Annotated in this window: 15 protein-coding genes; 5 read left to right on the top strand and 10 right to left on the bottom strand. The window is 43.9% G+C overall.

Annotated elements, in window-relative coordinates; translation table 11 throughout:
- Positions 1-119: 119 nt before the first annotated feature.
- The 5 genes from ACUNWA_RS03760 to speA form a co-directional block, all read right to left on the bottom strand.
- Positions 120-1,118: a cytochrome d ubiquinol oxidase subunit II gene (locus ACUNWA_RS03760; protein ID WP_445590544.1), complete on the bottom strand. Its 999-nt coding sequence runs from the start codon at positions 1,116-1,118 to the stop codon at positions 120-122.
- Entirely contained in the window at positions 1,111-2,421 is a 1,311-nt protein-coding gene (locus tag ACUNWA_RS03755) for a cytochrome ubiquinol oxidase subunit I (protein ID WP_445590543.1), read from the bottom strand. Before ACUNWA_RS03755 ends, ACUNWA_RS03760 begins: the two co-directional genes overlap by 8 nt.
- Positions 2,422-2,687: 266 nt before the next feature.
- Positions 2,688-3,653 carry a hypothetical protein gene (locus ACUNWA_RS03750; RefSeq protein ID WP_445590542.1) on the bottom strand — a complete coding sequence of 322 codons (966 nt, stop codon included), beginning with the start codon at positions 3,651-3,653 and terminating at the stop codon, positions 2,688-2,690.
- Between the two features lie 90 nt (positions 3,654-3,743).
- Positions 3,744-5,162, bottom strand: a complete 1,419-nt coding sequence (locus ACUNWA_RS03745; RefSeq protein WP_445590541.1) for a PQQ-dependent sugar dehydrogenase — start codon at positions 5,160-5,162, stop codon at positions 3,744-3,746.
- Positions 5,163-5,424: 262 nt separating this feature from the next.
- Positions 5,425-7,317 carry a biosynthetic arginine decarboxylase gene (gene speA / locus ACUNWA_RS03740; RefSeq protein WP_445590540.1) on the bottom strand — a complete coding sequence of 631 codons (1,893 nt, stop codon included), beginning with the start codon at positions 7,315-7,317 and terminating at the stop codon, positions 5,425-5,427.
- Between the two features lie 416 nt (positions 7,318-7,733).
- Here speA and ACUNWA_RS03735 point away from each other — a divergent pair, with 416 nt between their 5' ends.
- A complete protein-coding gene (locus tag ACUNWA_RS03735) occupies positions 7,734-9,167 on the top strand; it encodes a glycoside hydrolase family 125 protein (RefSeq protein WP_445590539.1) in 1,434 nt (477 codons plus the stop codon).
- 170 nt (positions 9,168-9,337) lie between these two features.
- On the opposite strand, the gene ACUNWA_RS03730 is transcribed toward ACUNWA_RS03735, so the two are convergent.
- The 5 genes from ACUNWA_RS03730 to ACUNWA_RS03710 form a co-directional block, all read right to left on the bottom strand.
- Positions 9,338-10,903 (bottom strand): M81 family metallopeptidase, encoded by a 1,566-nt coding sequence (locus ACUNWA_RS03730; protein WP_445590538.1) that lies wholly within the window; start codon positions 10,901-10,903, stop codon positions 9,338-9,340.
- Positions 10,904-11,030: 127 nt separating this feature from the next.
- Positions 11,031-12,938, bottom strand: coding sequence for a SusD/RagB family nutrient-binding outer membrane lipoprotein (locus tag ACUNWA_RS03725; protein ID WP_445590537.1), 1,908 nt, complete (start codon positions 12,936-12,938; stop codon positions 11,031-11,033).
- Between the two features lie 12 nt (positions 12,939-12,950).
- Positions 12,951-16,085: a SusC/RagA family TonB-linked outer membrane protein gene (locus ACUNWA_RS03720; protein ID WP_445590536.1), complete on the bottom strand. Its 3,135-nt coding sequence runs from the start codon at positions 16,083-16,085 to the stop codon at positions 12,951-12,953.
- Between the two features lie 44 nt (positions 16,086-16,129).
- The gene (locus ACUNWA_RS03715; protein WP_445590535.1) at positions 16,130-17,371 is read right to left on the bottom strand and encodes an ROK family protein; all 1,242 of its coding nucleotides are present in this window, start codon (positions 17,369-17,371) and stop codon (positions 16,130-16,132) included.
- Between the two features lie 797 nt (positions 17,372-18,168).
- A complete protein-coding gene (locus tag ACUNWA_RS03710) occupies positions 18,169-18,984 on the bottom strand; it encodes an XRE family transcriptional regulator (RefSeq protein WP_445590534.1) in 816 nt (271 codons plus the stop codon).
- 64 nt (positions 18,985-19,048) lie between these two features.
- Between ACUNWA_RS03710 and ACUNWA_RS03705 the strand changes: the two genes are divergently transcribed.
- The 4 genes from ACUNWA_RS03705 to ACUNWA_RS03690 form a co-directional block, all read left to right on the top strand.
- Positions 19,049-19,801, top strand: a complete 753-nt coding sequence (locus tag ACUNWA_RS03705) for an ImuA family protein (protein WP_445590533.1) — start codon at positions 19,049-19,051, stop codon at positions 19,799-19,801.
- Positions 19,794-21,287, top strand: a complete 1,494-nt coding sequence (locus ACUNWA_RS03700) for a Y-family DNA polymerase (protein ID WP_445590532.1) — start codon at positions 19,794-19,796, stop codon at positions 21,285-21,287. The genes ACUNWA_RS03705 and ACUNWA_RS03700 overlap by 8 nt, the downstream gene beginning before the upstream one ends.
- Before the next feature lie 18 nt (positions 21,288-21,305).
- Positions 21,306-24,509: an error-prone DNA polymerase gene (locus tag ACUNWA_RS03695; RefSeq protein ID WP_445590531.1), complete on the top strand. Its 3,204-nt coding sequence runs from the start codon at positions 21,306-21,308 to the stop codon at positions 24,507-24,509.
- Positions 24,510-24,689: 180 nt separating this feature from the next.
- The coding region (locus ACUNWA_RS03690) for an IS256 family transposase (protein WP_445590530.1) at positions 24,690-25,419 on the top strand (730 nt) is incomplete at its 3' end.

Below are 25,419 nucleotides of genomic sequence, written 5' to 3'. Positions count from 1 at the left end.
AACATGAAAACGCTAGAATACAATTGGAGACAGTTGAATGCGATTGGTCCTGCCAATGTTCAAATGAAGAAAAAAAGGGAAAGAGCGTTGTGGCAGGCTTTTTCCCTTTATGCTTTGGTTTATTCTTCTTTGTTAAATTTGAATGTTTTGTATAAATAGCCGGTGAATGGCAGGATGATCAGTACACCAAAGATCAGTGCAATCAGCAATTGGAGTTGCACCTGGTGCGGAGCACTGGAACTTTCAACCGTTATATCTACGGCATCGTTAATTTTAACCAGCACCGGAAATTGAATGGCAAACCAACCCACAATAATCATGGTTGTTTGAAAGCCGGCAATCAGTCGAAGCCAATTGCGTTTGTTCCGGTTTAGGTTGATCCACAGCAGGGGCAGCGCCAGGGTAGCCAGGATGATGCTGATTAAACTGGGCACCGATTGGTAGAACTCAAGAAACAGCGGATGTCCTTCGAGTTGGGCGGTTGCAAAAACCACTGCACCTGTAATAACTAATGTTACAATCAGGTGTTTAGCCATTTTAGTGAAGCGCTCAACGTGCTCTTTTTCTTTCGTTTCGCCCAAGGTGAAAATAGTAGCTAGAAAGGCAAAAAGCACGACCAGAAAAATGCCCATGGCAAATGAAAACCAGTTGAGCCAGGGATGAACGTAGATGGCAAAAAATCCTTTCGAATAGTCCATGGAGATGTCGCCCAGGATGATTCCACCCACCGTTACGCCTAGGAAAAAGGTGGTGAACAGGCTTGAGTAACGGAAAATGGAGGAGTAGATGGCTTTTGACCGATCAGCCTCCAGATCGTAATGCCGGAAAGTGAAAGCCGAGCCTCGCATAATAATGCCGATAAGTGCCAGCAAAACCGGAATGTGTAAAGCCGTTAAAATGGTGGAGTAAACCGTTGGAAAACCAACGAATAAGATGACCACCACCAGAATGAGCCAGACATGGTTGGCTTCCCAAACTGGCGCAATGGCTCGAGATACAATGCTGGACGCTTTTCCGCGCGACAGCAGTTCCAGGATGCCACCTCCAAAGTCAGCACCTCCAAGCAAAACATAGAGCAAGAGAGCAATTCCGAGTATGATTAAAATTGTTTCAGTCATGAGAGCGATATTTATTTTGAAGCATTTTTATTTGGCGGCTCATAAGCCAGGCAACAACAAAAGTTAAGAGCAGGTACACGGCCGTAATGGTGTAAAAGGTATACTGAATTCCCGGCATGGGGGTCAGGGCATCTTTGGTTTTCATGATGCCGTAAATGATCCAGGGTTGGCGACCAACTTCGGTGACTACCCATCCGGCTTGAATGGCAATAAACCCCAGGGGAGTGGCGATCATTAACAACTTGAGCCACCAGCGTTTTTCGAGCCAGTGTTTCCATTTGTAGGTTCCGGCTAAAAAGATGACCGCCAGTAAAATCAGAAACATGCCAATGCCCACCATTAGTTGAAAGGAATAATGGACAATAGGTACCGGAGGCCATTCGTCCTCCGGAAACTCTTCCAGTCCTTTTACTTCGGCATTGAAGTCACCATGAGCCAGGAAGCTCAGAAAACCGGGGAGTTTGATGGCATAGTTAACCTCGCGATTTTCGACATCCGGAATTCCTCCGATAATAAGTGGAGCTGATTTTTGTGTTTCAAAGTGTGCTTCAAAAGCTGCTAGCTTGGCTGGTTGTAGTTCGGCAACATTCTTGGCGGCATGGTCTCCACTGAGTGGTTGTAGCAAGGCTGCTACTGAAGCAAAAGCCAGCGCAATGGTAAGCGCTTTGGCATGAATCTCCAGTTTGTTTTTAAGGTAGAGCATCGCATGAACCCCGGCAACAGCAAAACCTGTGGCCGAAAAAGCGGCGATGATCATGTGGTGGGTTTGCGCAAACCAAGCTTTATTAAACATGGCAGCCACCGGGTCAATATTGTACGCTTGCCCGCCAATCCAGTCGAAGCCAGCGGGTGCGTTCATCCAGGCATTAGCTGAAATAACAAAGACACCCGACATAACCCCGGCAATGCCGACAACCATGCCGATATACAAGTGAACCTTTTTGTTGAGGCGGTTCCAGCCATAAAGCCACAAACCCAAGGCGATGGCTTCAACAAAAAAGGCCGTTCCTTCATACGAAAAAGGCATTCCGAAAATGGGGCCTGCATGTTCCATAAACGTGGGCCATAACATTCCGAGTTCAAACGAAAGAACTGTTCCGGATACGGCACCAACAGCAAAAAAGATGGCGACACCCTTTGCCCAGGCTTTGGCTAAATCAAGGTAAACAGGATTGTTGGTCCGAAGCCACTTCCATTCAGCCACAAACATAAACCACGGCATCACCATGCCTATACAGGCAAAAACAATATGAAACCCAAGAGAGACGGCCATCTGCAAACGTGCAGCCAAAAACTCATCCATAGTGCGATTTTTTTTAACAATTAATTTTACTCCTTGAACACCTAAAAGGACTTTCTGTTTGATGTTGGAAAAGATAAAAAAGGAGCCGATTAATTATCAGGAACTTGTAAAGCCATTTTTATTGCCGTTAGTAAGAGGGAAGGGGGTGTCTGGGTAAGAAATGGAGGACCCTGCTGTTTTTTGTTTGCCTATAACAAAGAGCGTATTTCTCTTTTTGTCAAATGCCTGATGTGAGCGCATGGACGAGTCAGAACGATCAACTTAATTTACTTTCTGACTTCTGCTTTTTCAATTGCAGATCGGAAAAACTCCAACACTTCTTCTTTGACGATCTGGGGATGTTTATGACCAATTTCAGGATATGTTTTTACGGTGGCGTTTATTTCGTGATTGCGATAAATTTCGCGGCAACTGTTCCATCGTTGAGGCTGCATCTCTTCTCCCAGCAACAGGTGAATTAAATCGCGCTCATCCGCATCATAGCCATCGGCAAAGGGAATGGCATCATTGTCGTCCAGCTCACCCATAAACAAAAATTGAGGTAGCGATTGAAATGCTTGGCTGTTAAATGATTTTTCAAAGCGGCTCTCAAAATCATGGGTTCCCAACGGATAGTTCAGGACTTTTCCCTGGAGACTGTCTGTAGGAAGCATCAGCAGACCATTCAGTCCACCGGCAGCAACCGCCAAAATCTGTTCAGGATGCAGAAGGGAAAATCGGTTGCCAAACGTTCCTGAAGCCGAAAAACCGGTCATTAAAATTTTTTCCTTCGTAGTATATCCCAGGTTGTGTAAGCGTTTTTGGGCATCATCAATCATTGCGAGGAGTTGCAGGTCCAGGCGCTTCAGCTCATTGTCGTGCTGGTTCATGGCATCGCGATCAAGGGCGTGCGTATAAATTTGCCAATCGGTTTTGGGCCTTGGAAACACCGGAACCAGCAGCGGGTGTTGAAGTTGCTGAGCGATGTAATTCCCCAAATAATATGAGTTGGAAGCCAGCCTTTGGGCTTGCTCCAGATGTTCCTCAAACTTGTCGCTTGCAAATCCGGAGTTATTGGGCTCTACAATCAGGTATCGTTCCTTGTCCGCTGGCATTTCATTGGGAAGGAATATGAAATATGGGAAATTGAATCCCTGTTGTTGATTAGCTTCGACATAAACTAATTGACCTTTCTCTTTCGAACAAGAGCAGAGCAGGAGTAACAGGATGAAAAACAGTGGACTAAATTTCATTACTTTTTCTTTTCAATGTGTTAGTCTGTTTATTCCGAAGATATTACATTTTTTTTTCAGAAATGACTGGTGCTCATCAGTTGTGATGGATTATTCCGGAACAATCTTAAGTACCCGGTCCGGACTATTGGTAAGCACATAGAGTGCGCCGTCCGGTCCAAATTTTAAATCGCGGATTCGTCCCATTCCCTTCAGCAGAATTTCTTGCCTTCTGACCTTGTCATTTCTGATTTCAAGTCGGCGGAGTTCCTGAAAAGCCAATGCACCAAGCAGCAGGTCGTTATTCCATTCTGGAAACAAAGGACTAGCGATAAATTCAATCGGACAAACAGCGATGGAAGGTGTCCATTGAACAACAGGAGGCTTCATACCTTCCTGGAAGGTTTTTTCTGAAATGATTTCACCGCTGTAATCAATACCAAAAGTAACAACAGGCCAGCCATAATTGGCTCCTTTCTGCATGATGTTCAGCTCATCGCCGCCTTGTGGCCCATGATCCGTTGACCAAATGGCTCCGTTTGTGGGATTTAAGGCCAGCCCCTGCGTGTTGCGGTTACCGATAGTGTAGATAGCAGACAGGGCGCCGGGAGTGTCAACAAAGGGATTGTCTTTTGGGATTGATCCTTCCGGATGAATGCGAAAAACTTTACCCGAAGGTTTGTTCAGTTTCTGCGAGTCTTCGGCCCGCCCCATATCGCCGATGGTAAAATACAAATATCCATCCCGGTCGAAAAGCAGGCGACAGCCCCAGCGGTCTCCATGCACCACCCTTAAAGAGTCGGCCACTTCAAAAAGGGTTTGCTCTTGCTGCCAATGATTTGCTTTAATTTTTCCGCGTACGATTTTGGTCATGCCCGGTGCATCTCTATCTTCCGGATTGCCGTGGGTATGGCTAAAAGCTAAATAAATCCATCGGTTTTTTTCGAAGTTCGGATCCAGTGCAAGGTCCATGAAGCCTCCTGTGGTGCTCGCTATATGCGGTTTTGGAAGACCCGAAATAGTACTTGTATCCAGTTGCCCCTGAATTAGCCATTTCATTTTGCCATTCTTTTCTGAAATTAACGCGCTATCGGAATTTATAAATTCGATTCCCCAGGGAGTTGTTAGCTGATCAATAACTATTTTTTCAATTCTTAGCGTGTAGTTCTTGGTTTTAACCGTTTCAGGATCGGTGTTGACCTCATGGGCCTGCTGATGTCTTTGTATTTCCACCAGGTAATCTGCAATGGCATCGACCTCCTTGTTGGTCATCGCTTTTTCCCAGCTGATCATGGTTGTGCCCGGGACTCCAAACTTGACCGTATTTCTAATATAATCTCTTCCTGCTTTGTTTTTCCAAAGCGGATTAATCAGTTTAACGCCTGAGCTGGTGCCTTCAAGGTTTAGTCCGTGACATCCGGCGCAATGCATTTTGTAAAGTTCCTGTCCGTTGGGTTGTTGGCAGGAGAAGAGGATAGAAATGAGCATTGAAACGAAAGCGGGAAGGCGTAAATCTTTCATAAAAGGCATATGTAAACACATTTTACCTTCGCAAAGACAGCGACCTTTCGAAGGTATTTTTTATTCTTCTTTCCACGCTAAATTACGGTTTTAAATAAACTTTGAGTGCTTATGTTTTTTTAGTAATTCGAATTAATTTTGAACCGTTGCTTTTTTTAACGGAATTTCCATCAGCTAGTAGCATTCTTGGGGTGAATCTGTTATGTTTTTTTGGAGCATAAAAAAGGTCTCCCATTTCTGAAAGACCTTCGTCGTTATAGGGTAATTTTGTTTACTCGAGATAAGTGTAGCCATACAATCCGGAGCGGTAGTTGGACAGGAATTCCTTACCTTCTGTAGCCGAAATAGTACCTGCCTTAACCGATGAAGTCACCCAGGTCTCTACCGTGCGCACCATTTTTTTTGGGTTATACTGAACGTAGTCTAATACCTCTGCAACGGTTTCCCCATCAATGATCTGGTCGATGGAATAGCTGTCTCCGTCAACCGAAACGTGTACCGCATTTGTGTCGCCAAACAGGTTGTGCAGGTCGCCCAGAATTTCCTGGTAGGCACCCACTAAAAATACACCGATGTAATAAGGCTCTTTCGCTTTTAGTTTGTGCACCGGCAGATAGTGTGAAAGGTTTCGGGTTGAAATGAAGTTATCAATTTTACCATCCGAATCGCAAGTAATATCTTGCAGGGTTGCTGCGCGATCTGGCTTTTCATCCAGTCGATGAAGTGGCATGATTGGGAAAATCTGATCAATTGCCCAGGAATCGGGTAGCGATTGAAATAGCGAGAAATTACAAAAATATTTGTCAGCCAGCAATTTGTCTAATAGGTGTAATTCGTGGGGTACGTGCCTGATTTTGCTAACCATTTGCTGTATTTCGCGAGCGATGGACCAAAATAAACGTTCCACTTGGGCACGTGTTTTCAGGTCCAGCAGTCCGAGGCTAAACCGATCCAGTGCTTCTTCCCGGATTTGTTGGGCATCATGCCAGGTTTCAAGCATCCGGGGTTGGTTAATCGAATCCCACAGTGAATGCAATTCTTTCACCAATTCATGATCGTCTGCGTGTAGTTCTATGTCATCGTCCCAGGCGGGTAGCGAAGCTGATTCCAATACTTCAAAAACAAGTACTGAGTGATGGGCTGTGAGTGAGCGACCAGATTCGGTGATGATATTGGGATGTGGAATATTGTTTTTTTCACTGACGTCAACCATTGTTGAAATGGCATCATTCACGTATTCTTGAATGCTATAGTTGACACTGCTTTCGTTGTTGGCTGATCGGGTTCCGTCGTAGTCAACTCCCAAGCCGCCGCCAATATCTACAAATTCAATGTTGAAGCCATTTAAGCACATCTGGGCATAAAACTGGGATGCTTCGCGCAAGGCAATCTTGATCCGGCGGATTTTATTCACTTGACTACCAATATGAAAGTGAACCAGTTTCAAGCAATTTTCCAATTCGTTTTCTTTCAAATAATCCATGGCATCAAGCAATTCGCTCGAAGTGAGTCCAAATTTGCTGCCATCGCCCCCGGAGTTTTCCCACTTTCCACTACCCGAGCTGGCTAATTTGATGCGGATGCCCAGGTTCGGTTTTATTTTTAGTCGGCGAGCGATGCGCGCAATCAACTTCAACTCATTCAGCTTCTCGACAACGATGAAGATTCTACGTCCCATTTTCTGAGCCAGCAAGGCCAGTTCAATGTAATCTTCATCTTTGTAGCCGTTGCAGATAATCAGCGAGTCGTTGTTGGTGTTGGTGGCAATCACTGCATGTAATTCCGGTTTTGAACCAGCTTCAAGTCCAATGTTGAATTTCCGGCCATGGCTGACAATTTCCTCTACAACCGGTCTCATTTGGTTGACTTTAATGGGATAGATGATGAAGTTCTGGGCTTTGTAATTGTACTCTTTGGCGGCCAACTTAAAGCAATTTGACATTTTTTCAATCCGACTATCCAAAATGTCCGGAAAGCGGATCAACATTGGAGCAGCTACATCTCTTACCTGGAGTTCATCTATCAGTTCTTTTAAATCAATCTGAACACCATTTTTTTGAGGGGTAACTACGACATTCCCTTTTTCATTCACTGAAAAATAATTGATTCCCCAACCATTAATGTTGTAAAGCTCTTCTGTATCTTCAATGCGCCATTTTCTCATATTTTTCTATCCTGGAATTGTTCTTTAACTGTTATTTATTTTGGGCCTCAAATATAGTTGTTCAAGTAATACAAAAAGCAATATTAAAACGCAAAATTGAGTCAAGCAATTGTTTTTGCCTAAAATGCTGTTAGAAAGAGAAATAATATGGAATTCATTCTTTTTGGTGTTCCTCTCTTCAGCATAGGGAGTCGCTTGCTTTTTTCTTGCTTCCTGATATTAATTGGAAAGAGGTCGTTTCGTATAATTTTCAGGGATATAATTTGTTTTGGCATGTGAGTGTTTTGCTTCTTAAAAACGTATTACAATAGCTGTAAAAACTTTAATTTTGTAGTCTGATAAAATTGAAGCTATTGATAATTTAAGCGCTTATAAAAAACTGGTTATTTCAAAAGAATAAAAAAAAAATACGAAAAATGACAACGAGAAGAGATTTTCTGAAAAAAGGAACATTAACCGTCAGTGGGCTTGCAGTTGCCGGATCGAGCGGTTTGCTGGCGTCAACAAAGCAGGCTAGTTATGTAACAAACAGGCCAGCTCCCGGAAAAAGGAATTTTACGTCTAAGGCAGTGGAGAAAACAATTGCAGCGACCAAAGCCAAACTAAAAGATCCGAAATTGGCCTGGATGTTCGAAAATTGTTTTCCCAACACACTGGATACAACGGTTGAATATGGAATGAGAAACGGCAAGCCCGACACTTTTGTCATCACAGGTGATATTCATGCCATGTGGTTACGCGACTCAACGGCGCAAGTGTGGCCTTACATGTCGCTGGCAAAAGAAGACAAGGAACTACAGTCGTTGCTTGCCGGAGTCGTAAATCGCCAAACGCAGTGTGTGTTGCTCGATCCGTATGCCAATGCCTTCAATAAAACAAAAGAGGAAAAAGTTCACTGGATGAGTGACAATACCGATATGAAGCCTGGTTTGCACGAACGGAAGTGGGAAATTGACTCGTTGTGTTATACGGTTCGTTTGGCATACAATTACTGGAAAACAACGGGTGATACCTCCGTTTTCGATGCTGACTGGCAGAAAGCTGCGAAGTTGATCGTGAAAACTTTCATTGAACAACAACGAAAGGATGGTTTGGGACCTTATAAGTTCGAGCGTGAAACAGCTCGCCAGTTGGATACCGTGTCAAACCGGGGCTATGGTCGTCCGTTAAAAGCCGTTGGGCTGATTAACTCTTCTTTCCGTCCTTCGGATGATGCCGCTACCTATGGTTTTCTGATTCCGTCGAATTTATTTGCTGTCGTTTCTCTCCAACAAATGGCTGAGATCAGTGAAGAGGTTACAGGCGATCAATCGTTTGCCAAGGAGTGCCTGAAATTAGCAGTGGAAGTGGATGAAGCTATTCGTCAATATGGTGTGGTGGAACACCCTAAATATGGTAAGGTGTATGCTTTTGAAGTGGATGGTTATGGCAACCGTACTTTCATGGATGATGCCAACGTTCCTAGTTTGTTGGCGCTTCCTTACCTCGGGCTAGTCGATCAGTCGGACGAAATCTATCAGAATACCCGAAAGTTGGTCTGGAGCGAAGACAACCCATATTTTTTTAGAGGAAAAGCTGCGGAAGGAATTGGTGGCCCACATGTTGGCTATTACATGGTTTGGCCAATGAGTATTATTATGCGGGCCATGACCAGTTCGAATGAAAAGGAAATTGCCTGGTGTGTTAAAACCCTGCGCAATACCGATGCCGATACCGGTTTTATGCACGAAACCTTCCATAAGGATGATCCGGCAAATTTTACCCGCTCTTGGTTTGCCTGGGCTAATACCTTGTTTGGCGAGTTAATCCTGAAGTTGGTGAATGAAGGGAAAGAGGATTTGTTGAGTTAATTTGCTTCTCCTGAGAAGAGCGAAATCATAAAAAAGAAGACCACGGTGCCTGTCTGCAAATGACAGTTTTCGTGGTCTTTTAAATTTAAAATTACACCGCTTGGGTGCTTCAACTATTTTTTATTCCGTGTGCTTTAGCGGTCAATTTATCGCTTAGCTTATGTTTTTCGCTATTCTTGCTGCGTTCCAGAAATCGGAATAAAACGGGCTGAAAGATCGGGGTCTTCCATATCCTTATCCAGTGGGAACATGGGACGAATGATTCGTTGATAATCCAAACGTTCCAAGTCCTGATCTACACCGCCGGGAGTAAGAGCAAGTAGCCAATCAGCCTGCATGTTGTACAATTCGGGAACGAGGTAGCCTATTTTAACCATCACAATGTCGGCTTCTCTTGGATTAAGGCCAAGACGTGTGAAGTCAGCTTCAGTATGGTACGGCTTACGCTTTTTGGTCACAATAATATCTACGCTCCCAACACGCACGACCACTTCTGTTTCAGCATTTTTATCACCTTGAACGATGGACTTAATTGTTCCAGCTATTTTTAAAGGTGGAGCATCACGGTCATCAACAAGGGCTCCAACATTGGCTTCAATCTTTGATCCAACTCCTGCGTTCACGGCTTTTTCAATAAGCTCTGGGCCTGGAATAGATGCATAAATAAGCGAAGGGCCATTTGCGCTTTTAAATTCAGGTCGTTTCAATACTTCGGTTAAGGTCCAGCTGACGTCGCCGGCACCTCCGGCCGTGGGGTTATCCCCCGAGTCACTAATGAAAAATGGTTTTTTTGAACTTTTGATGGCTTGATCCAGACATTCTTTCAGGTTGCCCGTGGGAGCTACAAACGAAAATTCTTTGCGTACATCCCAAAAGTGTTGAGCCAGCTGTTCTGCCACCTGGCCTACTTTTCCCTGGTCGTCGCCATAAGCCATGACTACAGCGTGATTGCGGGGCTCATCGGCCCAGGCGTAACCAACCCAGATGGCTGCGTCAATTACACCATCCAGCTCAGTTGCCGGAGCTACTTCCTGGTACAAGCTTTTGGCTGGTTCAATGCGCGTGCTGGTTTTTTCTCCGGGCAATAAAATAGGGACGGGTACCCAGGCTTTGTAAGCCGGTTTACCTTTTCCGCTTTCCACCCGATCGATCAGATTTACCAATGCTCGTTGTCGCGATTCCCAGGCATCTTCGTGTGGCGCCATGCGGTAGCAGGTAATCAGGTCGGAATTTTCAGCCAAACGTAAGGATACATTCCCATGCAGGTCCATTGAGGTGGAAATAAGTGTCTCATAACCGATAACCTTGCGAATACGCTGGATGAAATCACCCTCCGGATCATCTAAGCCAACGACGCTCATGGCTCCGTGTATATCTAAAAACAGACCATCGTAAGGCTTGTTTTTTTCCAGTAGTTCAAGGGTTTTTCCAACCAATGATTCATAGGTTTCGCGGGTAACGGTTCCTCCGGGAAGTGAACGGCTCAACTTCGTTGGCGACCATTCAGCCTGTTGCAAAAGCGATGAATCTGAAAAGAATGGGTAGTAGGAAAAAATTTCGTTGCCTTCCCAGGTATGAAAGGCATCTTCATGGGTTCTTGCAGGAGAGAACGTACTTGACTCGATCCCTAATCCAGCAATGGCAATGTGCGGTTTCCTATCCTTGTGGCCCGAATGACTACAGCCGAAAGTAATAGCGAACAGGGATAAGATAATGAGTTTAAATTTCTTTTTCATTCCAGTGTGTTTTTATTAATCGATAACTAAAATACGTGTTATTTTGCTCGATGTGTATCGATTTCTCAAAAAAAAGCCGCCTCAAAATGAATTTGAGGCGGCCTTCATCAATTAATTTGTAGCTGTGCTACTGTTTTTTTGCCCACCATAAAGGTGTCAGTACAGCATCAGCTCCACCTAAGAAGCCTACTGCTTGCTGGTAGCCTTCAGGGTTGCTATTTTCCAAGCTAGATGGATATTTTAAACGCTGAGGGAAAAATTTAACATTGTTCGTCGTGTAGTTTGAACTGTTAAGCTCAGGAAGATCAGTAAGCGGTAGGTCTACTGCTGGATTCTCAAAGAATGGCAGTCCTAAGCGACGATGATCGTTCCATGCCTCTAAAGGCAACCATGGTAATTGGGCCAGGTATTTTTGACTGATGATTTTTGTTAATGCATCATTTTTAACTTGTCCATTTTTATAAATCGTATTATCTGGATAGTCAAAAGTTACTGAACCAGCTTCACCGGTATAGCCATTAACGAAGTTCATCGTGAAACCTCCGGTTGGTTCTGTTGTGTGATCAAAATTCACCGAAGTTCCAACACGGTTGTATGATTCAGATGCCAGGTAGTCGTCTACAAAGGCTGATAATTCCCAGTAAGCAAAACTTGCTTTGACGCCATTTTCATAAGCAGCTTTCGCATCGATAGGCGTATTCCAACCTTTAACAGCAGCTTCGGCCATTAGAAAGTAGGTTTCCCAGCTGGCAAAGAAGATACGTTCAGACGCGCTACCTCTGAAATCCTGGCTTAACCTTGGATTCGTTCCTGCAAAGAAAGAAACTTGGTTTTTTGCAGATCTTGTTCCCCAGTTTCCGAGTGGTGCAGCGTTCCAGGTGTAAGTCGCATCAATTTCTTTAATGACGTTGTCTTCATCATCAACAAGATCACGAACAACTGTTTTGGCGTCATTGGTCCAGGAAGGATAGAAACTGAAATTTGAATTATCAAAATCTCCAGGAATGCTAAAAGCTTTGTAAGCTCTTGGATCCATTACCTTGTGAAGACCATCAAACCAAAATCCGGCTGAAGGATCATTGGTCATGGTTGTCAGGTGGTCCGAAAACTTTTGTCCCATGTAGTCCGCGGGCTTAATTTGCTCATGCATTTCTGCAGGAAGAACATCTTCGGAGTTGATACCACCTAAACCAATGTATAGGTTGTTGAGCGTTGATGACAAAGGCTGGCTATTCCATTCTCTACTCATCACGCCTGTCAGGTCGTCCCAGCCCGACTTTTCAGCAACTTTGAAGTTATCTTCAGCATCCAAAATTAATTGCTGTGCTGCAGCAGCCTCAAATTCTGCTTGAGCTTTTGATGGATCAACTTCTGATAAGCGCATAGCCAAACGAAGTCTCATTGAGTTACCGTACTTAATCCATTTGTTGTAATCAAATCCGTAAGCTTGGTCATACTTGGTAATTGAAGCAGGTAATACTTCTTCCGTATTGATCTGGGCTGTTGCATCAGCAAGTTCAGCCAGCATATGATAATATACTTCTTGAAGATCAACAAATTTTGGGTTGTCTCCGTTGAAGGCATCAATAGGCATAGGACCGAAATTATCAGCAAACTCGCTCATCAGGTAAACTCGCCATATTCTGGCAATGTGCATCAGGTTTTCGGTATAAGGCAAAGCTGAGCCGTTGTCTATTTTTTCTTGAGCTGCAGTAATTGCTAAGCTAGCTGATTTTAACCAACCTGAAAGGGAGCTATAGTAATCGCTGCTCCATCCGTCGTTGTATTGTCCAAGAGCAAGAGCACCGTTTACCCGATGTTGTCTTGCTGCCGTTTTCCAATACAGGATAAAAGCTCTTTCAGCTACGTGCGGGTTTTGTTGCGTTCCAATGATGGAGTTATTGATGATGTATTCGACCTGAGCTTGGTCTGCGCTGGCTGCTTTGGGGTCAACATTCACCTCATCGAAGTCAGAGCAGGAAAATAGTAAGGTACTGCCGAGTACTAAAGTGAAAAATATTTTTAGTGTCTTCATATTATAAATTTTTTAAAATCCCAATGTAATGTTGAATAGAAAGTTTCTTGATGTAGGAGGAGCCGTGTTCTCAAATCCAACTGCATTCGTTCCTGTCGCAAAAGTTGATTCAGGATCAACTCCATTCATGTGACTTTTGATCATTAATACATTGTTGCAGGAGAATCCTACACTTGCACGTTGAAAAACCGTTTGAGATAGCAACGATTTAGGAAGCGAGTAATTCAATTGCAGTGTCCGTAGTCTGATATTGGTCGCATCGTAAATGTTTGCTTCTCCAACTCCAAGGTTACCTGTGCTGCTTGTTACAGTTGTCCAGTATTGCTGTGCAGTAATGCTTTTGTCGTTAGCAACAAATCCGTCACCACTAGCAATAACTCCGTCCAATACCATGTCTTCTCTGGAGCCTCCAGGAGCAGTTACAAGTGCAGTACCTGCTGCCTGCATGGCCTGGTTGGTTGTTGAGAACATCTCTCCACCAAAGCGACCATCAATCAGAAAGCTAAGCGATAATCCTTTGTACGAGAATGTGTTTGTTAGTCCAACCAACGCATCTGGCTGCTGGCTTCCGATTTTTTCTTTTTCTGTTGTGCCTTGTGGAAGTCCGTCTTCAGTTAGTAACAGTTTGCCATAGTGAGGGCTGTCAACATCTTCAACACGCATGAACTTTGTTCCGTGGATCTCTCCATATTCACCACCTACTTGAGCTAAGATTTGTACGTTATCAAAACCACCTAAATTATAGATTGCAATATCTTCATAAAGATCTTCTATCGTGTTTTTATTGAAAGAGTAGTTTAACTGTACATCCCAGTTAAGGCCGTTGTTGGCATTGTCGATAATGCGTCCATTAACCATTAATTCAACTCCTGTGTTTTGAATGTCACCAGCGTTGATTTTTTTGCTTGAGAAACCACTTAATGGGTCCATTGGCAAGTTGATCAACTGGCGGGTAGCATTCGACTTATACCAGGCAAAGTCAAATCCTAAACGGTTATTAAAAAAGCGACCATCAACACCAACTTCGTATGATTTGATCAGCTCACTTTTAACGCTAGGATCATATAATGTATTTCCCAAGCCAGCAGTTGTGTTTCCAATAGGGTCTTTGCCAATCCAGTATGTGTTGTATAACTGGTAAGGAGGAAGGTCGTTACCAACTTCGGCATAAGAAGCTCTTACTTTGGTAAACGTTAACCATTCTGGCACTGAACCATCATTTTTATTGATCATGTCTGTTATAACCCAAGAGGCATTAACAGAAGGATAGAAGAATGAACGATTATCCGTATGCAATGAAGAAGACCAATCGTTTCTGAATGTTCCTTCTAAAAACAGATAGCCATCATAGTTTACTTGGAATAATCCATAAAGCGAGTTAATCTTCTTCGAAGAAAATGTTTCATTAATCGATGGTTTATCTATCCCATTGTTAAGGGCAAAAAGATTTGGAACTTCCAATTCGCCAGAGCTTCCTCGGATACCTGCAGACTCTTGCTTCATGAGGTTGCTTCCAATAGTGACCATTCCTCCAAACTTACCAAAAACTCCGTCTTTTTGTGCTGTTAGCAAAGTTGAATAGTTGGTTTCGGTATGCGTGGATTTTCCAAGGCTATAACGTCCGGTTGTACTTAATGGACTTCCACCGTATAGCTTTGTTTCCGTGTTGTTGGTGTACATGTCAGCTCCACCTTTCATCTCCATACTTAACCAGTCGGTGAACTTGTATTTTAACGATCCGTGAAAAATGAAACGATCGCGGGTGTCCTCATTCAAGTTGTTTTTCTCTCCCCAGTATGGGTTTACAGCGTTACCGCCTCCGTACCATACCATGTTACCTAGTTCATCCGAAGCGTTTTGGAAATCGGTGATGTCCATTGAGACGGGAAGTAGGTACATTGTTCTGAAACTGTTGGAAGAATTGTTTCCGGATAACGGACGGTTGTTAGCAGTTGAACGAACATATTGAATCTTTGTGTCTAATACCCAGTTGTCATTTTCTCCGAAAGTTGACAACGAACGAGTCATCATGTTGGTCCGGTTGAGTTTAGCTCCCGGAATCATACTTTGGTCATTTGTTTGAGTAATAGAGGTATAAAGAGATGTTTTGTTTATTTGCTGCTGGAACGACACATTGTTGTTCAGGTTTATGCCAGTGTCGAAAAAATTATCCACATTGTCATAGGCAAAAAGAGGAGCGTTAGTTCCATCCCACTTTTCAACAGTCTGCCCGGTGATAGCAGGTCCCCAGCTGATGTTTGACCGGTTATCAAATGAGTTATCTGATCCCTGACCGAAAGACTTTTGCATATCAGGAGTAAGGAAGGTAGATTGGAAACCTACAGAAGAAGAAACAGTAATTCCTAATCCGTCTCTTTTCTTTCCTGTTTTGGTTGTGATCAGAATCACACCGTTTCCAGCGCGCGAACCGTAGAGTGCAGCTGCTGAAGCTCCTTTCAGGACAGACATACTTGCAATGTCCTCAGGGTTGATATCCCCAAGTCCATTCCCCATGTCTGTTGATGGGTTCCAGTAGTCGTTGTTTGAAGCTCCTGTAAAGTTGTCAATAGGCACTCCGTCAACAACAATCAAGGGTTGGTTATCTCCAGTTAAAGAGCTGTAACCCCGCAACACGATTTTTGATGATCCTGCAGGTCCGTTACTGGATTTAATAACTTGTAATCCGGTAACTTTTCCGCTCAGTGCGTTGGTCAGGTTTGGCTCTCTTGATTCCAATAAAGCTTCACCTTTAAGCTCCTGCATCGAGTATCCCAGGGTTTTTTGTTCCCTTTTAATCCCCAGAGCGGTAACGACAACTTCATCCAGACCTGTTGTTTCCGGATTTAATACAACATTGTGAGTTTTTGATCCATCGGCTGTCATTTCAGCAGCTTCCATGCCGATAAACGAAAATACAACCACAGATCCCTGTGGTACAGCAATGGTGTAATTACCATCCAGGTCGGTAATTGTACCATTGGTAGTTCCTTGCTGGATGACTGTTACACCAGGCAAAGGGAGACCGTCTTCTGAGCTGGTAACATTACCGGTAATACTCACTTCTTGAGCATATGCGGCACCAACTCCAATAAATAGTACTGCTAATGCAAGCAGGTACTTAGTAAACCATTTTAATTTTTGATTCATAAAGATTTATTTTTACATAGTTTGTAATATATAATAGATGTTTATTAGAGAACTTGTTTATCCATTGATTTGTCCCGGAATATTTTTTGAAAGATCATGGCACTTGCTCCTTTTAATCCAGAGTGTTCTCCCATTTCCGATATTTCAATTTTTACATTGTTTGAGATATTCTCGAGGCAGTATTTATTCAGTGCTTGTTGTATGGGCATCAAAATGTATTTGCCGGCCTTTGTTAGTGGTCCATTCAAAACAATCAATTCGGGATTGTATAGTTGAATAAGGATTGACAGTCCCCAGGCAAGTTTTGTGCTTATTTTGTTGAGTAGGGAAATGGAAAGCTCATCCCCATTTTGGGCGCAATTAATAATATCATCAACTTTCATTTTTGTGGGGGTGGTGGAAAAACGTTTGGTCAGTTGTGATACTGTTCCTTGCTTTATTGCTTCCATTGCCATTTTCAAAAGTTTTTGTGTGGAGGCAATAGTTTGCAGGCAGCCTTGTTTCCCACATTCGCACAACTCACCTTCTGGCAAAATCCGGATGTGACTAAATTCTCCGGCACAGCCGTTGGAGCCTTGGTAGATCTGACCATTCAAAATGATACCGAGTCCCAGGCCCCAAGTCCAATTTAATACCAAGGTGTTCTTGGTGTTTTTAGCCTTGCCAAAAATGAATTCGCCCAAGGCCTGCATGCGGGCATCATTTTCAATGTGAACGGGAATATTAAAGCGATTTGTCAAACGCTCCTTGATGTTTCTGTCTCCAGCTATCTTTATGGTTTGGTTAATACCGCTTTCTGAATCAATGAGCCCTGGCATGCTAACTCCAATAGCACTGATTCGGTCTCGTGCTAATCCCGACTCTTTTAGAAGATGGCTAAGTGCTTCTTCCATATGCTCTTCCAGCATATGATCATTGATGTTTGTTGGATATTCGTGTATTCTTGTAACTTCTTGATTGAGGCTATTCAGAAGCAGGGCCTTGGCTTTGTGATGCCCCAACTCGACGGCTACAATATAATAGGCGTCCTGTGAGTGACTGTATAGCAGTGGGCGGCGACCTCCTTTGGAGGTTCCCGTGCCGGAGATACAAACTTTTTTTTCTGAAATTAACTGATCCAAGACTGAGCGCACAGTTGGGAGGCTCACATGTGTCTGATTACATAATGATAAAGCCGATTGTGGCGATTTTTTATATAAGCGAGTAATAACCTGCATGCGAAGTTTATAGCGCTTCAGTTCTCGTATGGCCATTCTGTCGGTGTCTTCTTTTTTATGTAAGACCATGTCGTGTTAGTTAATTTTCATTATTAAAATATATCTGAAAGAATAGATACTTTAGAAAAAAATTACGGAACGAATCTAGAAAAAGAAAATTAAATTCTAAATGATTTTAACATTAAATGCAAAAGGAAGTTGAATGGCTACTTTGCTTTCGTTTTGTTGGAGTCGTGTGTGTTTTTGTGTTAATTGTTTTTTTTGTCTGTGATTCTGCTGATGTTTTTATACTTGCTTGTTTGGGGTGTTCGATCTTCTGCTAGAGAATAACCTGACCTTAAAGGCATTTTTTTTATGCTTTCGTGAGAATCTTTTAGTAATTAATTAAGATTCGTGTTCCTGTAACTGATCGTGATTTTTAACATTCAGGTTGGTAGTATCCGTTAGTTAATGTTATTTCCGTTTTGATTGTCGTTTGAGTTTTTGTTTCTCCCAGCAAGAATTGTTAGTGGTGCTGATTTCTGGAACTCATACCTGTCGCTTTTCTGTATCTCTTTTAAATAGACACATTAGAAGCGCAGCTTGTAAGATTCGAAGCAGTGGATGTGTGGTTTGAAACCCTTTACCCGTTAACTTGAAGTCGTTGTCAGATACCAGTGGAAGGTTTGCTTATTCAGAAAGAGATCAATTAAATTATTTTCGATTATAACCAGTCAAATAGATTTTAGGCAAGAAAGGCTTTGAAAAGTGCTAGCTAATATTTGTTTGGAATTCGTCGCTGTATTAAAATAAGTACAGAAAGATGCGTTGTGTTTACTCCACTTACCTTGTTTAAATGATCCGAAATTATTTCTATGGACTTGTTATTATTTCATTTTTGAAATTCGGCTAATTCTTTCTTCCAGTTCTTTGATGGCAGCAAGGACTGTCGTCATTTCTGGTTGGGTTTCTGGAAATTCGAGGCTGGTGTAAGCATAAAAGCGCCAGATTTCCATTACATCGCTGGCTTCAACGGAATAAGGTGTATAGATTGGATTGAGTGATTTTAACCGGATAATGCCGTCTGGATTAACCGTCACCATTTTAAATACGAAATCTTGTTGTCCTTTGAGAATGACAATGCAAGGGGTGTCAGGTTTTAGGTAGGTCCAGTCGGCCACATATTGAGCAACAATATCGCTGCCTTCAGGAATGGGAAGCATGGAATCTCCGGTTGATGGGAAAATCCGGAATGTGCCTTGTGTGGGGAGGTTGGGGATTGAATATTTGGGCAAGGTGGCAATATATTCTGGATCGCTGTAGCCTGTCATGTAACCTGCTTTTGCCTTTATAGGTACGTATTCTACATTTTCATTATTCGATTTATCTACCGAAATAGCGAGTACCCGAAGGTTTCCACCCCGGAGGTATACATCGTTTCCACCCTCTAGTTCCCGCATTTTTAGTTCTCCCAATTTCGAGAGGTCAATTCTCAACAGTGTATCAATACTTATTTTGAAGAAGTCTGAGAAATTAAGGTAATCCTCTGGTTGTGGTGATTTGGTGTTACCTGCTTCAATCGCAGCAATTTTTGCGCGGGTTAAGCCTAATGCTGAAGCAAGAGCTTCTTGGCTCATTTTTTTTCGTCCCCGAAGAAATTTAATATTTCCGGCGAAAAAGATTTTTTGTTTTTCCTTGCTCACTTGTTATATTTAGAAACATTAAATTGTTATTATTCGTAACAAAGTTAGGCGTATTTTTTTTATTATGAAAGCGATTGCCGAAAAAAAAGAAATCATCAAGCAGTTGAAGGAGAAGATACTTGCAATGGAGAGACCCGGTATGGGGGAAGGAAGTCAGAAGCTTGATTTTGGGCTGGGACCAATGACGGCAGCTTTCCCTGGAGGTGTTTTCCCTGTGGGGGCAATACATGAGTTTATTAGTCCTACGGAAACCTGTGCTGCGGCTGCCAATGGCGTTCTTGCAGGCTTGCTGAGTTCCCTTATGGAAAAAGGAGGTCTTTGCCTGTGGATAGGAGCTGATCGGAGGTTATTTCCTCCGACTCTGAAATTCTTCGGAGTTGAGCCGCATCGAGTTATTTTTATTGATGTGAGGCAGGAGAGGGATGTGCTTTGGGTGATGGAGCAAGGATTGAAATGTGATGCGCTGGCGGCTGTCGTAGCTGAATTGCAAAATGTCAATTTTGCAGAATCCCGTCGTCTGCAGTTGGCGGTGGAAAGCAGTCGGGTAACAGGCTTTATACATCGTTATCGTCCGCTTGTTGAAAATGCGTTGGCTTGTGTTTCGCGATGGAAAGTCAGGCCCTTGCCTGGCCGAATCAATGAAGGGCTTCCCGGTGTCGGATTTTCCCGGGTGGAGATAAATCTGGAGAAGGTTCGCAACGGTAAGCCGGGTATTTGGCAACTTGAGTGGAGAAACGGAACATTTGCATCTCTAAAAGAGCCTCGAAAGACTGCCCCGGCTGCTGATTTTGCACAAACAGAAAGGAATTATGCTTAAGCGTTATCTGTACATCTGGTTTCGTTACTTGTCTGTCGATCGGCTGTCTAAGGCTCGTCCAGAGCTTCGAGGTAAGCCTTTTTTGTTTTACGCTCCAGAGCGAGGACGCATGGTGGTACGTGCTGTAAGTCCGAGGTTGACAAAGGAAGGGATAGCTTCTGGCATGGTGGTCGCCGATGTGCGAGCGATTATACCCGAAGTTGATGTGTTTCTTGATGAGCCGGAATTGGATAAAAAGGTATTAAACAGGTTGGGCGAATGGTGTTTTCGTTATAGTCCTGTGGTTGCCCTTGACTCGCCTGATGGCTTATTGTTGGATATCTCGGGTTGTCCTCATTTGTGGGGCGGTGAAAGCTCGTATATTGAGGCGATCACCGCCAGGCTTCGTAATGGAGGCTACCTTGTGTCGACAGCTATAGCCGATACCATTGGTGCTGCCTGGGCTGTGGCTCATAATAGAGATCGGTTTATTGTTGAACCCGAAAAGCAGGAGGAGGCTCTTGCTCCTTTGTCACCTGCTGCTTTGCGACTAAATGAGGCTGCGTTGCAGTTAATGGGAAAGCTTGGGTTTCGGCAAATCGGTCAACTTTTAAAAATTCCAAGGACAAATTTGCGTCGGCGTTTTGGTGATGAGGTGCTTCTTCGGTTGGGGCAGGCATTGGGCACTGAGCAAGAAGCATTGAGTCCCATTCGTCCCGCTCCGGTTTACCTGGAACGCTTGCCTTGTCTGGAGCCTATTCGGACTGCCAAAGGAATTGGAATTGCACTGAATCGCTTACTTGATCTGCTGTGTGCGCGTTTTTTTAGTGAAGGAAAAGGTATGCGAACGGGTATTTTAAAAGGCTACCGTATTGATGGGGAGACGGTACAGATCAGCATCGGGACTAACCGGGCATCGCGCAATGCAGCTCACCTTTTCAAGCTATTTGAATTGAAAATACCAGAGTTGGAGCCGGCACTTGGTATTGAGCTGTTCACGCTGGAAGCTATCTTGGTTGAAGATGTTAGTGAGTCCCAGGAATCTTTGTGGAGCATTGGGAATGATGATCAAACCGTTATTGCTGAATTGCTGGATAATATTGCTGGTAAGGTAGGCGAGCAAGCTATTCGCCGGTATCTGCCGCAGGAACATCATTGGCCTGAAAGTTCAGTAAAGGAAATTAGTTCGTTGGAAGGACAACCGGAAACGACTTGGCCTACCGACCGTCCACGTCCTCTTCATCTTTTACCGAATCCTGAACCAATTGAGGTGATGGTGGCATTGCCAGACTATCCGCCCTTACATTTTTATTATCATGGCGAAATTGTTCGCATTGTTCGGGCTGATGGTCCCGAGCGTATTGAGCAGGAGTGGTGGCTTCAGTCTGGCCCCCCGCGTGATTATTATCGGGTTGAAGATAGTCATGGAGCTCGTTATTGGTTGTTTCGGTTGGGATTGTATGGCGCTGAAAAAACGCAGTGGTTTCTGCATGGATTTTTTGTTTGATTAAAGTGTAGGCTTATCATGGATTACGCAGAATTACAGGTGACATCAAATTTCTCCTTTCGTCGGGGAGGTTCGCATCCGGAAGAAATTGTAGAGCGAGCAGCAGAATTAGGCTATCGAGCCATTGCTATTGCAGACCGGAATACGCTGGCGGGGATTGTTCGGGCGCATGTGGCAGCTCGGGAGAGAGGCATTCGTTTCATTCCTGCTTGTCGTCTCGATCTGCTGGATGGACCTAGTTTGTTGGCTTATCCAACCAATAAAACTGCTTACGCTAATTTGTCAGCATTACTTACGGAAGGTAACTTGCGGGCTGAAAAGGGGGAATGCCACTTGTATCGGGCTGATGTGTTTAGGTGTGCTGCTGGGATGAAATTTATTGTTGTGGCACCAACATCGCTTAATGCTGATTTTGATTTTCAAGCTGATTTTACAAATGCTTTAGAGGAATACAAAGAAGCGCTGGGTAGCAATCTGTACCTTGCAGCAAGTTTTTCGTATCAGGGATACGACCATAAAAAGTTGTTCCGACTTTCCGGCTTAGCGGACAAGTTGGGTGTCCAGTTGGTGGCGACGAATGATGTGCATTACCACATGGGGGAGCGTAGGGAATTACAGGATATCTTAACCTGTATTCGAGAGAAATGCACGATTAGTACTGCAGGTTTTAGATTACATCAGAATGCAGAACGACACTTGAAAACAGTTGCTGAAATACAACGTCTTTTTAGGCAATACCCAGAGGCCGTTCGTTGTGCCGTGGAAATTGCAGATGCCTGCCAATTTTCACTGGATGAATTGAAATACCTTTATCCGGAAGAGATTACCAGTGAGGGGCGCACGCCTATGGAGGAGTTGCTATTCCTTACTTGGAAAGGTGCTCACGAGCGTTTTGGAAGGGAAGTTCCTGAAAAGATTAAAGCAACGATTCAGATGGAGCTTGATTTTATTAAGCGAAAAGACTATGCTTCTTATTTTTTGACGGTGTATGATTATGTTCGGGAAGCCCGCTCCCGGGGGATTCTTTCTCAGGGGCGGGGGTCAGCGGCTAATTCAGTCGTTTGCTATTGTCTTGGTGTTACTTCCGTCGATCCTTCAAAATTTAAACTGCTATTTGCTCGATTTATGAGCGATGAGCGCAATGAGCCGCCAGATATTGATGTGGATTTTGAGCATGAGCGTCGCGAAGAAATCATACAATATATTTACAAGAAATACGGTAGAGACCGGGCTGGCATTGTGGCAACGGTAACGCAAGTGCATTGGAAAGGGGCCGTGCGCGATGTGGGAAAGGCGATGGGGCTGTCCTCCGATATAATCAATATGCTTTCCAAGTCGGCCTACGAGTTTACGGATGAGTGGCTTGAAGGGAAATCGTCCTCACCAGGGAGTTTTAATGCCAATGACCCATATTTACGAAAAGTGCTGGAGCTAACCCGGCAGTACATCGGCTTTCCCCGACAGTTGGGACAGCACACCGGAGGGTTTGTGATAACCCGGGGGAAGCTGCATGAATTGTGTCCTATCCTGAATGCCAGAATGGAAGATCGTACATGTATTGAGTGGAATAAAGACGACATTGAGGCCTTGGGTTTTATGAAAGTAGATGTTTTGGCCTTGGGAATGCTGACTTGTATTCGAAAGGCCTTCGAGCTTGCCAGGCACCACTACAAGCTGGATTTTACACTGGCCAATATTCCGCAGGATGATCCGAAAGTTTATGAGATGATTAGTCATGCTGATACGTTGGGGGTATTTCAGATTGAAAGTCGGGCGCAAATGTCTATGCTTCCACGTTTAAAGCCCAGTCGTTTTTACGACTTGGTGATTGAGGTGGCGATTGTCAGGCCTGGTCCCATTCAAGGCGATATGGTTCATCCATATTTAAAGCGACGAAATGGAGAAGAGCCTGTCGAGTATCCGTCGAAAGAGCTGGAAGCGATTTTAGGGCGGACGTTGGGAGTACCTTTGTTTCAGGAGCAGGCCATGGAGATTGCCATTGTTGCCGCAGGCTTTACGCCTGCTGAGGCCGATGGATTACGTCGTAGCATGGCAACCTTTAAGGCTAAAGGTGAGGTGAGTCGATATCGAGAGAAACTGGTGACAGGCATGGTGAGAAATGGTTATGCCCAGGATTTTGCAGAACGGGTGTTTAAACAACTCGAAGGTTTTGGTAGTTATGGCTTTCCGGAAAGCCATGCTGCAAGCTTTGCTTTGCTGGTTTATGTTTCTTCCTGGATTAAGTGTTATTATCCTGATGTTTTTGCAGCGGCTTTGCTCAACAGTCAGCCCATGGGATTTTACCAGCCAGCCCAGCTTGTTATTGATGCCCGTAAACATGGGGTAAAAGTCCTTCCGGTGGATATCAATCTTTCAGAATGGGATAATATTTTGGAAGAAAAGGATGGTCGTTATTGTGCTGTTCGATTGGGATTCAGACAGGTGAAAGGGCTTCGGCAAGAAGATATGCAGCTCCTGGTATTAAAAAGAGCTGCTCCGTATCGGAGTATGAATGATCTTCTTATCTCGGGGATATCTCCATCGGTATTGGGGCGGCTGGCTGATGCCGATGCCTTTCGTACTATGGGGTTAGATCGGCGCCGGGCATTATGGGAAGTGTCAGCTTTGCACGATCATCCTATAGGAGTGTTCGCCGGAACGTCTTCGCAAAGTGGGGGCGAAGGGGCTGTTGAGTTGCCGACGATGACAGCAGGAGAGCATGTAATTCAGGATTATGCAAGTACTTCACTTTCATTAAAAGCCCATCCGGTAAGTTTTATCAGGCAGAAGTTAAATCAATTGCGGGTAACACCTACGGCCGATTTGAGCAAGATGGAAAACGGTATGCTTGTTAATGTATGCGGACTAATAACTGTTCGACAACGTCCGGGAACAGCAAAAGGGGTCTTGTTTATTACTATTGAAGATGAAACAGGTTTTGCAAACCTGGTCGTTTGGGCAAAAACTTTTGAGGAATATCGTAAGGTTATTTTGCAATCCCGATTGCTTTTGGTGTCAGGAAAGCTACAAATTGAGGGTGAAGTGATTCATGTGGTTGTTAATCGTTGTGTCAACCTGAATGAATTGATGAGTTTTAATACTGATGCCCGCACTATTGGGGCGGTACGGAAATCAGCTCAAGAGGAGGCAGCAGGAAATGAAAAGGCTTTTAAAGGAAAAGCTGTGCAGGGAGAGCTTTTTCGTTCAAGAGATTTTAAGTAGCAAGATAAGAGTAGGGGGCTCTGGTTGCTTTCAGCTTAGTGTGGGGTGTTGGGTTGCTCCGTGGGAGAATTTAAAGGTCGATGCGTGGTGTATAATCGTTAAGACTTAATCAAACGATTTGAGAGTGTTCAACTAACTGTGTCATGTAAACAAAAATGAATGTTTTAAAATTTACATGATATGGGAAAAGAAAAGTTTGATTACGAGAAGTTCAAAAAGGAGGCGCTTGAAGGGTTACGCTCGGGCAAAGGGATGAGTGGTCCGGATAACGTATTGTTGCCCTTGTTTAAGGATTTTCTGGAAGGAGCCTTAGATGGCGAGCTGGATAATCATTTAAAGGATTCAGAAGATTCGAATCGTCGTAACGGGCATAACCGCAAGACCATCAAAACCGATCAAGGGAGTTTTGAGTTGGAAACTCCGCGCGACCGGAATGGTGATTTTGAACCGGAATTGGTTCGCAAACGCCAGACTGTTATTGGAGAAGCTTTCGAAAACCGCATCCTTTCGCTGTATGCCAAGGGGCTGAGTTATGCCGACATTCAGGGGCATTTACTTGATCTGTATGGGATGGATGTTTTGGTGGGAAAGTTAAGTGCCATTACCGACAAGGTTATTCCTTTGATCCAGCAATGGCAGGGACGTCGTTTAGAAGCTGTTTACGCCATTATCTGGCTTGATGCTATGCACTTTAAAGTTCGGGTAAATGGGCAGATGATCAGCAAAGCAGTTTATATCATTCTGGGGCATACCATGGAGGGGCAGAAAGATTTGTTAGGGATGTATATTTCGGAGAGCGAAAGTGCGCGATTCTGGCTTAGCGTGCTGACTGATCTTCAAAACCGGGGAGTACACGATGTGCTGATTGCTTGTATGGATAACCTCAAAGGCTTTACCGAGGCGATAGAAG

The sequence above is a fragment of the Sunxiuqinia sp. sy24 genome (assembly GCF_052677165.1).
This window is presented reverse-complemented; position numbering and strand designations above follow the sequence as displayed.

Bases quoted from the DNA above. Each gene is read 5' to 3' on its own strand.
- ACUNWA_RS03715 (WP_445590535.1), bottom strand. From the start codon at position 17,371: ATGGTCTTACATAAAAAAGAAGACACCGACAGAATGGCCATACGAGAA.
- ACUNWA_RS03700 (WP_445590532.1), top strand. From the start codon at position 19,794: ATGCTTAAGCGTTATCTGTACATCTGGTTTCGTTACTTGTCTGTCGAT.
- ACUNWA_RS03755 (WP_445590543.1), bottom strand. From the start codon at position 2,421: ATGGATGAGTTTTTGGCTGCACGTTTGCAGATGGCCGTCTCTCTTGGG.
- speA (WP_445590540.1), bottom strand. From the start codon at position 7,317: ATGAGAAAATGGCGCATTGAAGATACAGAAGAGCTTTACAACATTAAT.
- ACUNWA_RS03750 (WP_445590542.1), bottom strand. From the start codon at position 3,653: ATGAAATTTAGTCCACTGTTTTTCATCCTGTTACTCCTGCTCTGCTCT.
- ACUNWA_RS03730 (WP_445590538.1), bottom strand. From the start codon at position 10,903: ATGAAAAAGAAATTTAAACTCATTATCTTATCCCTGTTCGCTATTACT.
- ACUNWA_RS03735 (WP_445590539.1), top strand. From the start codon at position 7,734: ATGACAACGAGAAGAGATTTTCTGAAAAAAGGAACATTAACCGTCAGT.
- ACUNWA_RS03745 (WP_445590541.1), bottom strand. From the start codon at position 5,162: ATGCCTTTTATGAAAGATTTACGCCTTCCCGCTTTCGTTTCAATGCTC.
- ACUNWA_RS03725 (WP_445590537.1), bottom strand. From the start codon at position 12,938: ATGAAGACACTAAAAATATTTTTCACTTTAGTACTCGGCAGTACCTTA.
- ACUNWA_RS03695 (WP_445590531.1), top strand. From the start codon at position 21,306: ATGGATTACGCAGAATTACAGGTGACATCAAATTTCTCCTTTCGTCGG.
- ACUNWA_RS03705 (WP_445590533.1), top strand. From the start codon at position 19,049: ATGAAAGCGATTGCCGAAAAAAAAGAAATCATCAAGCAGTTGAAGGAG.
- ACUNWA_RS03760 (WP_445590544.1), bottom strand. From the start codon at position 1,118: ATGACTGAAACAATTTTAATCATACTCGGAATTGCTCTCTTGCTCTAT.
- ACUNWA_RS03720 (WP_445590536.1), bottom strand. From the start codon at position 16,085: ATGAATCAAAAATTAAAATGGTTTACTAAGTACCTGCTTGCATTAGCA.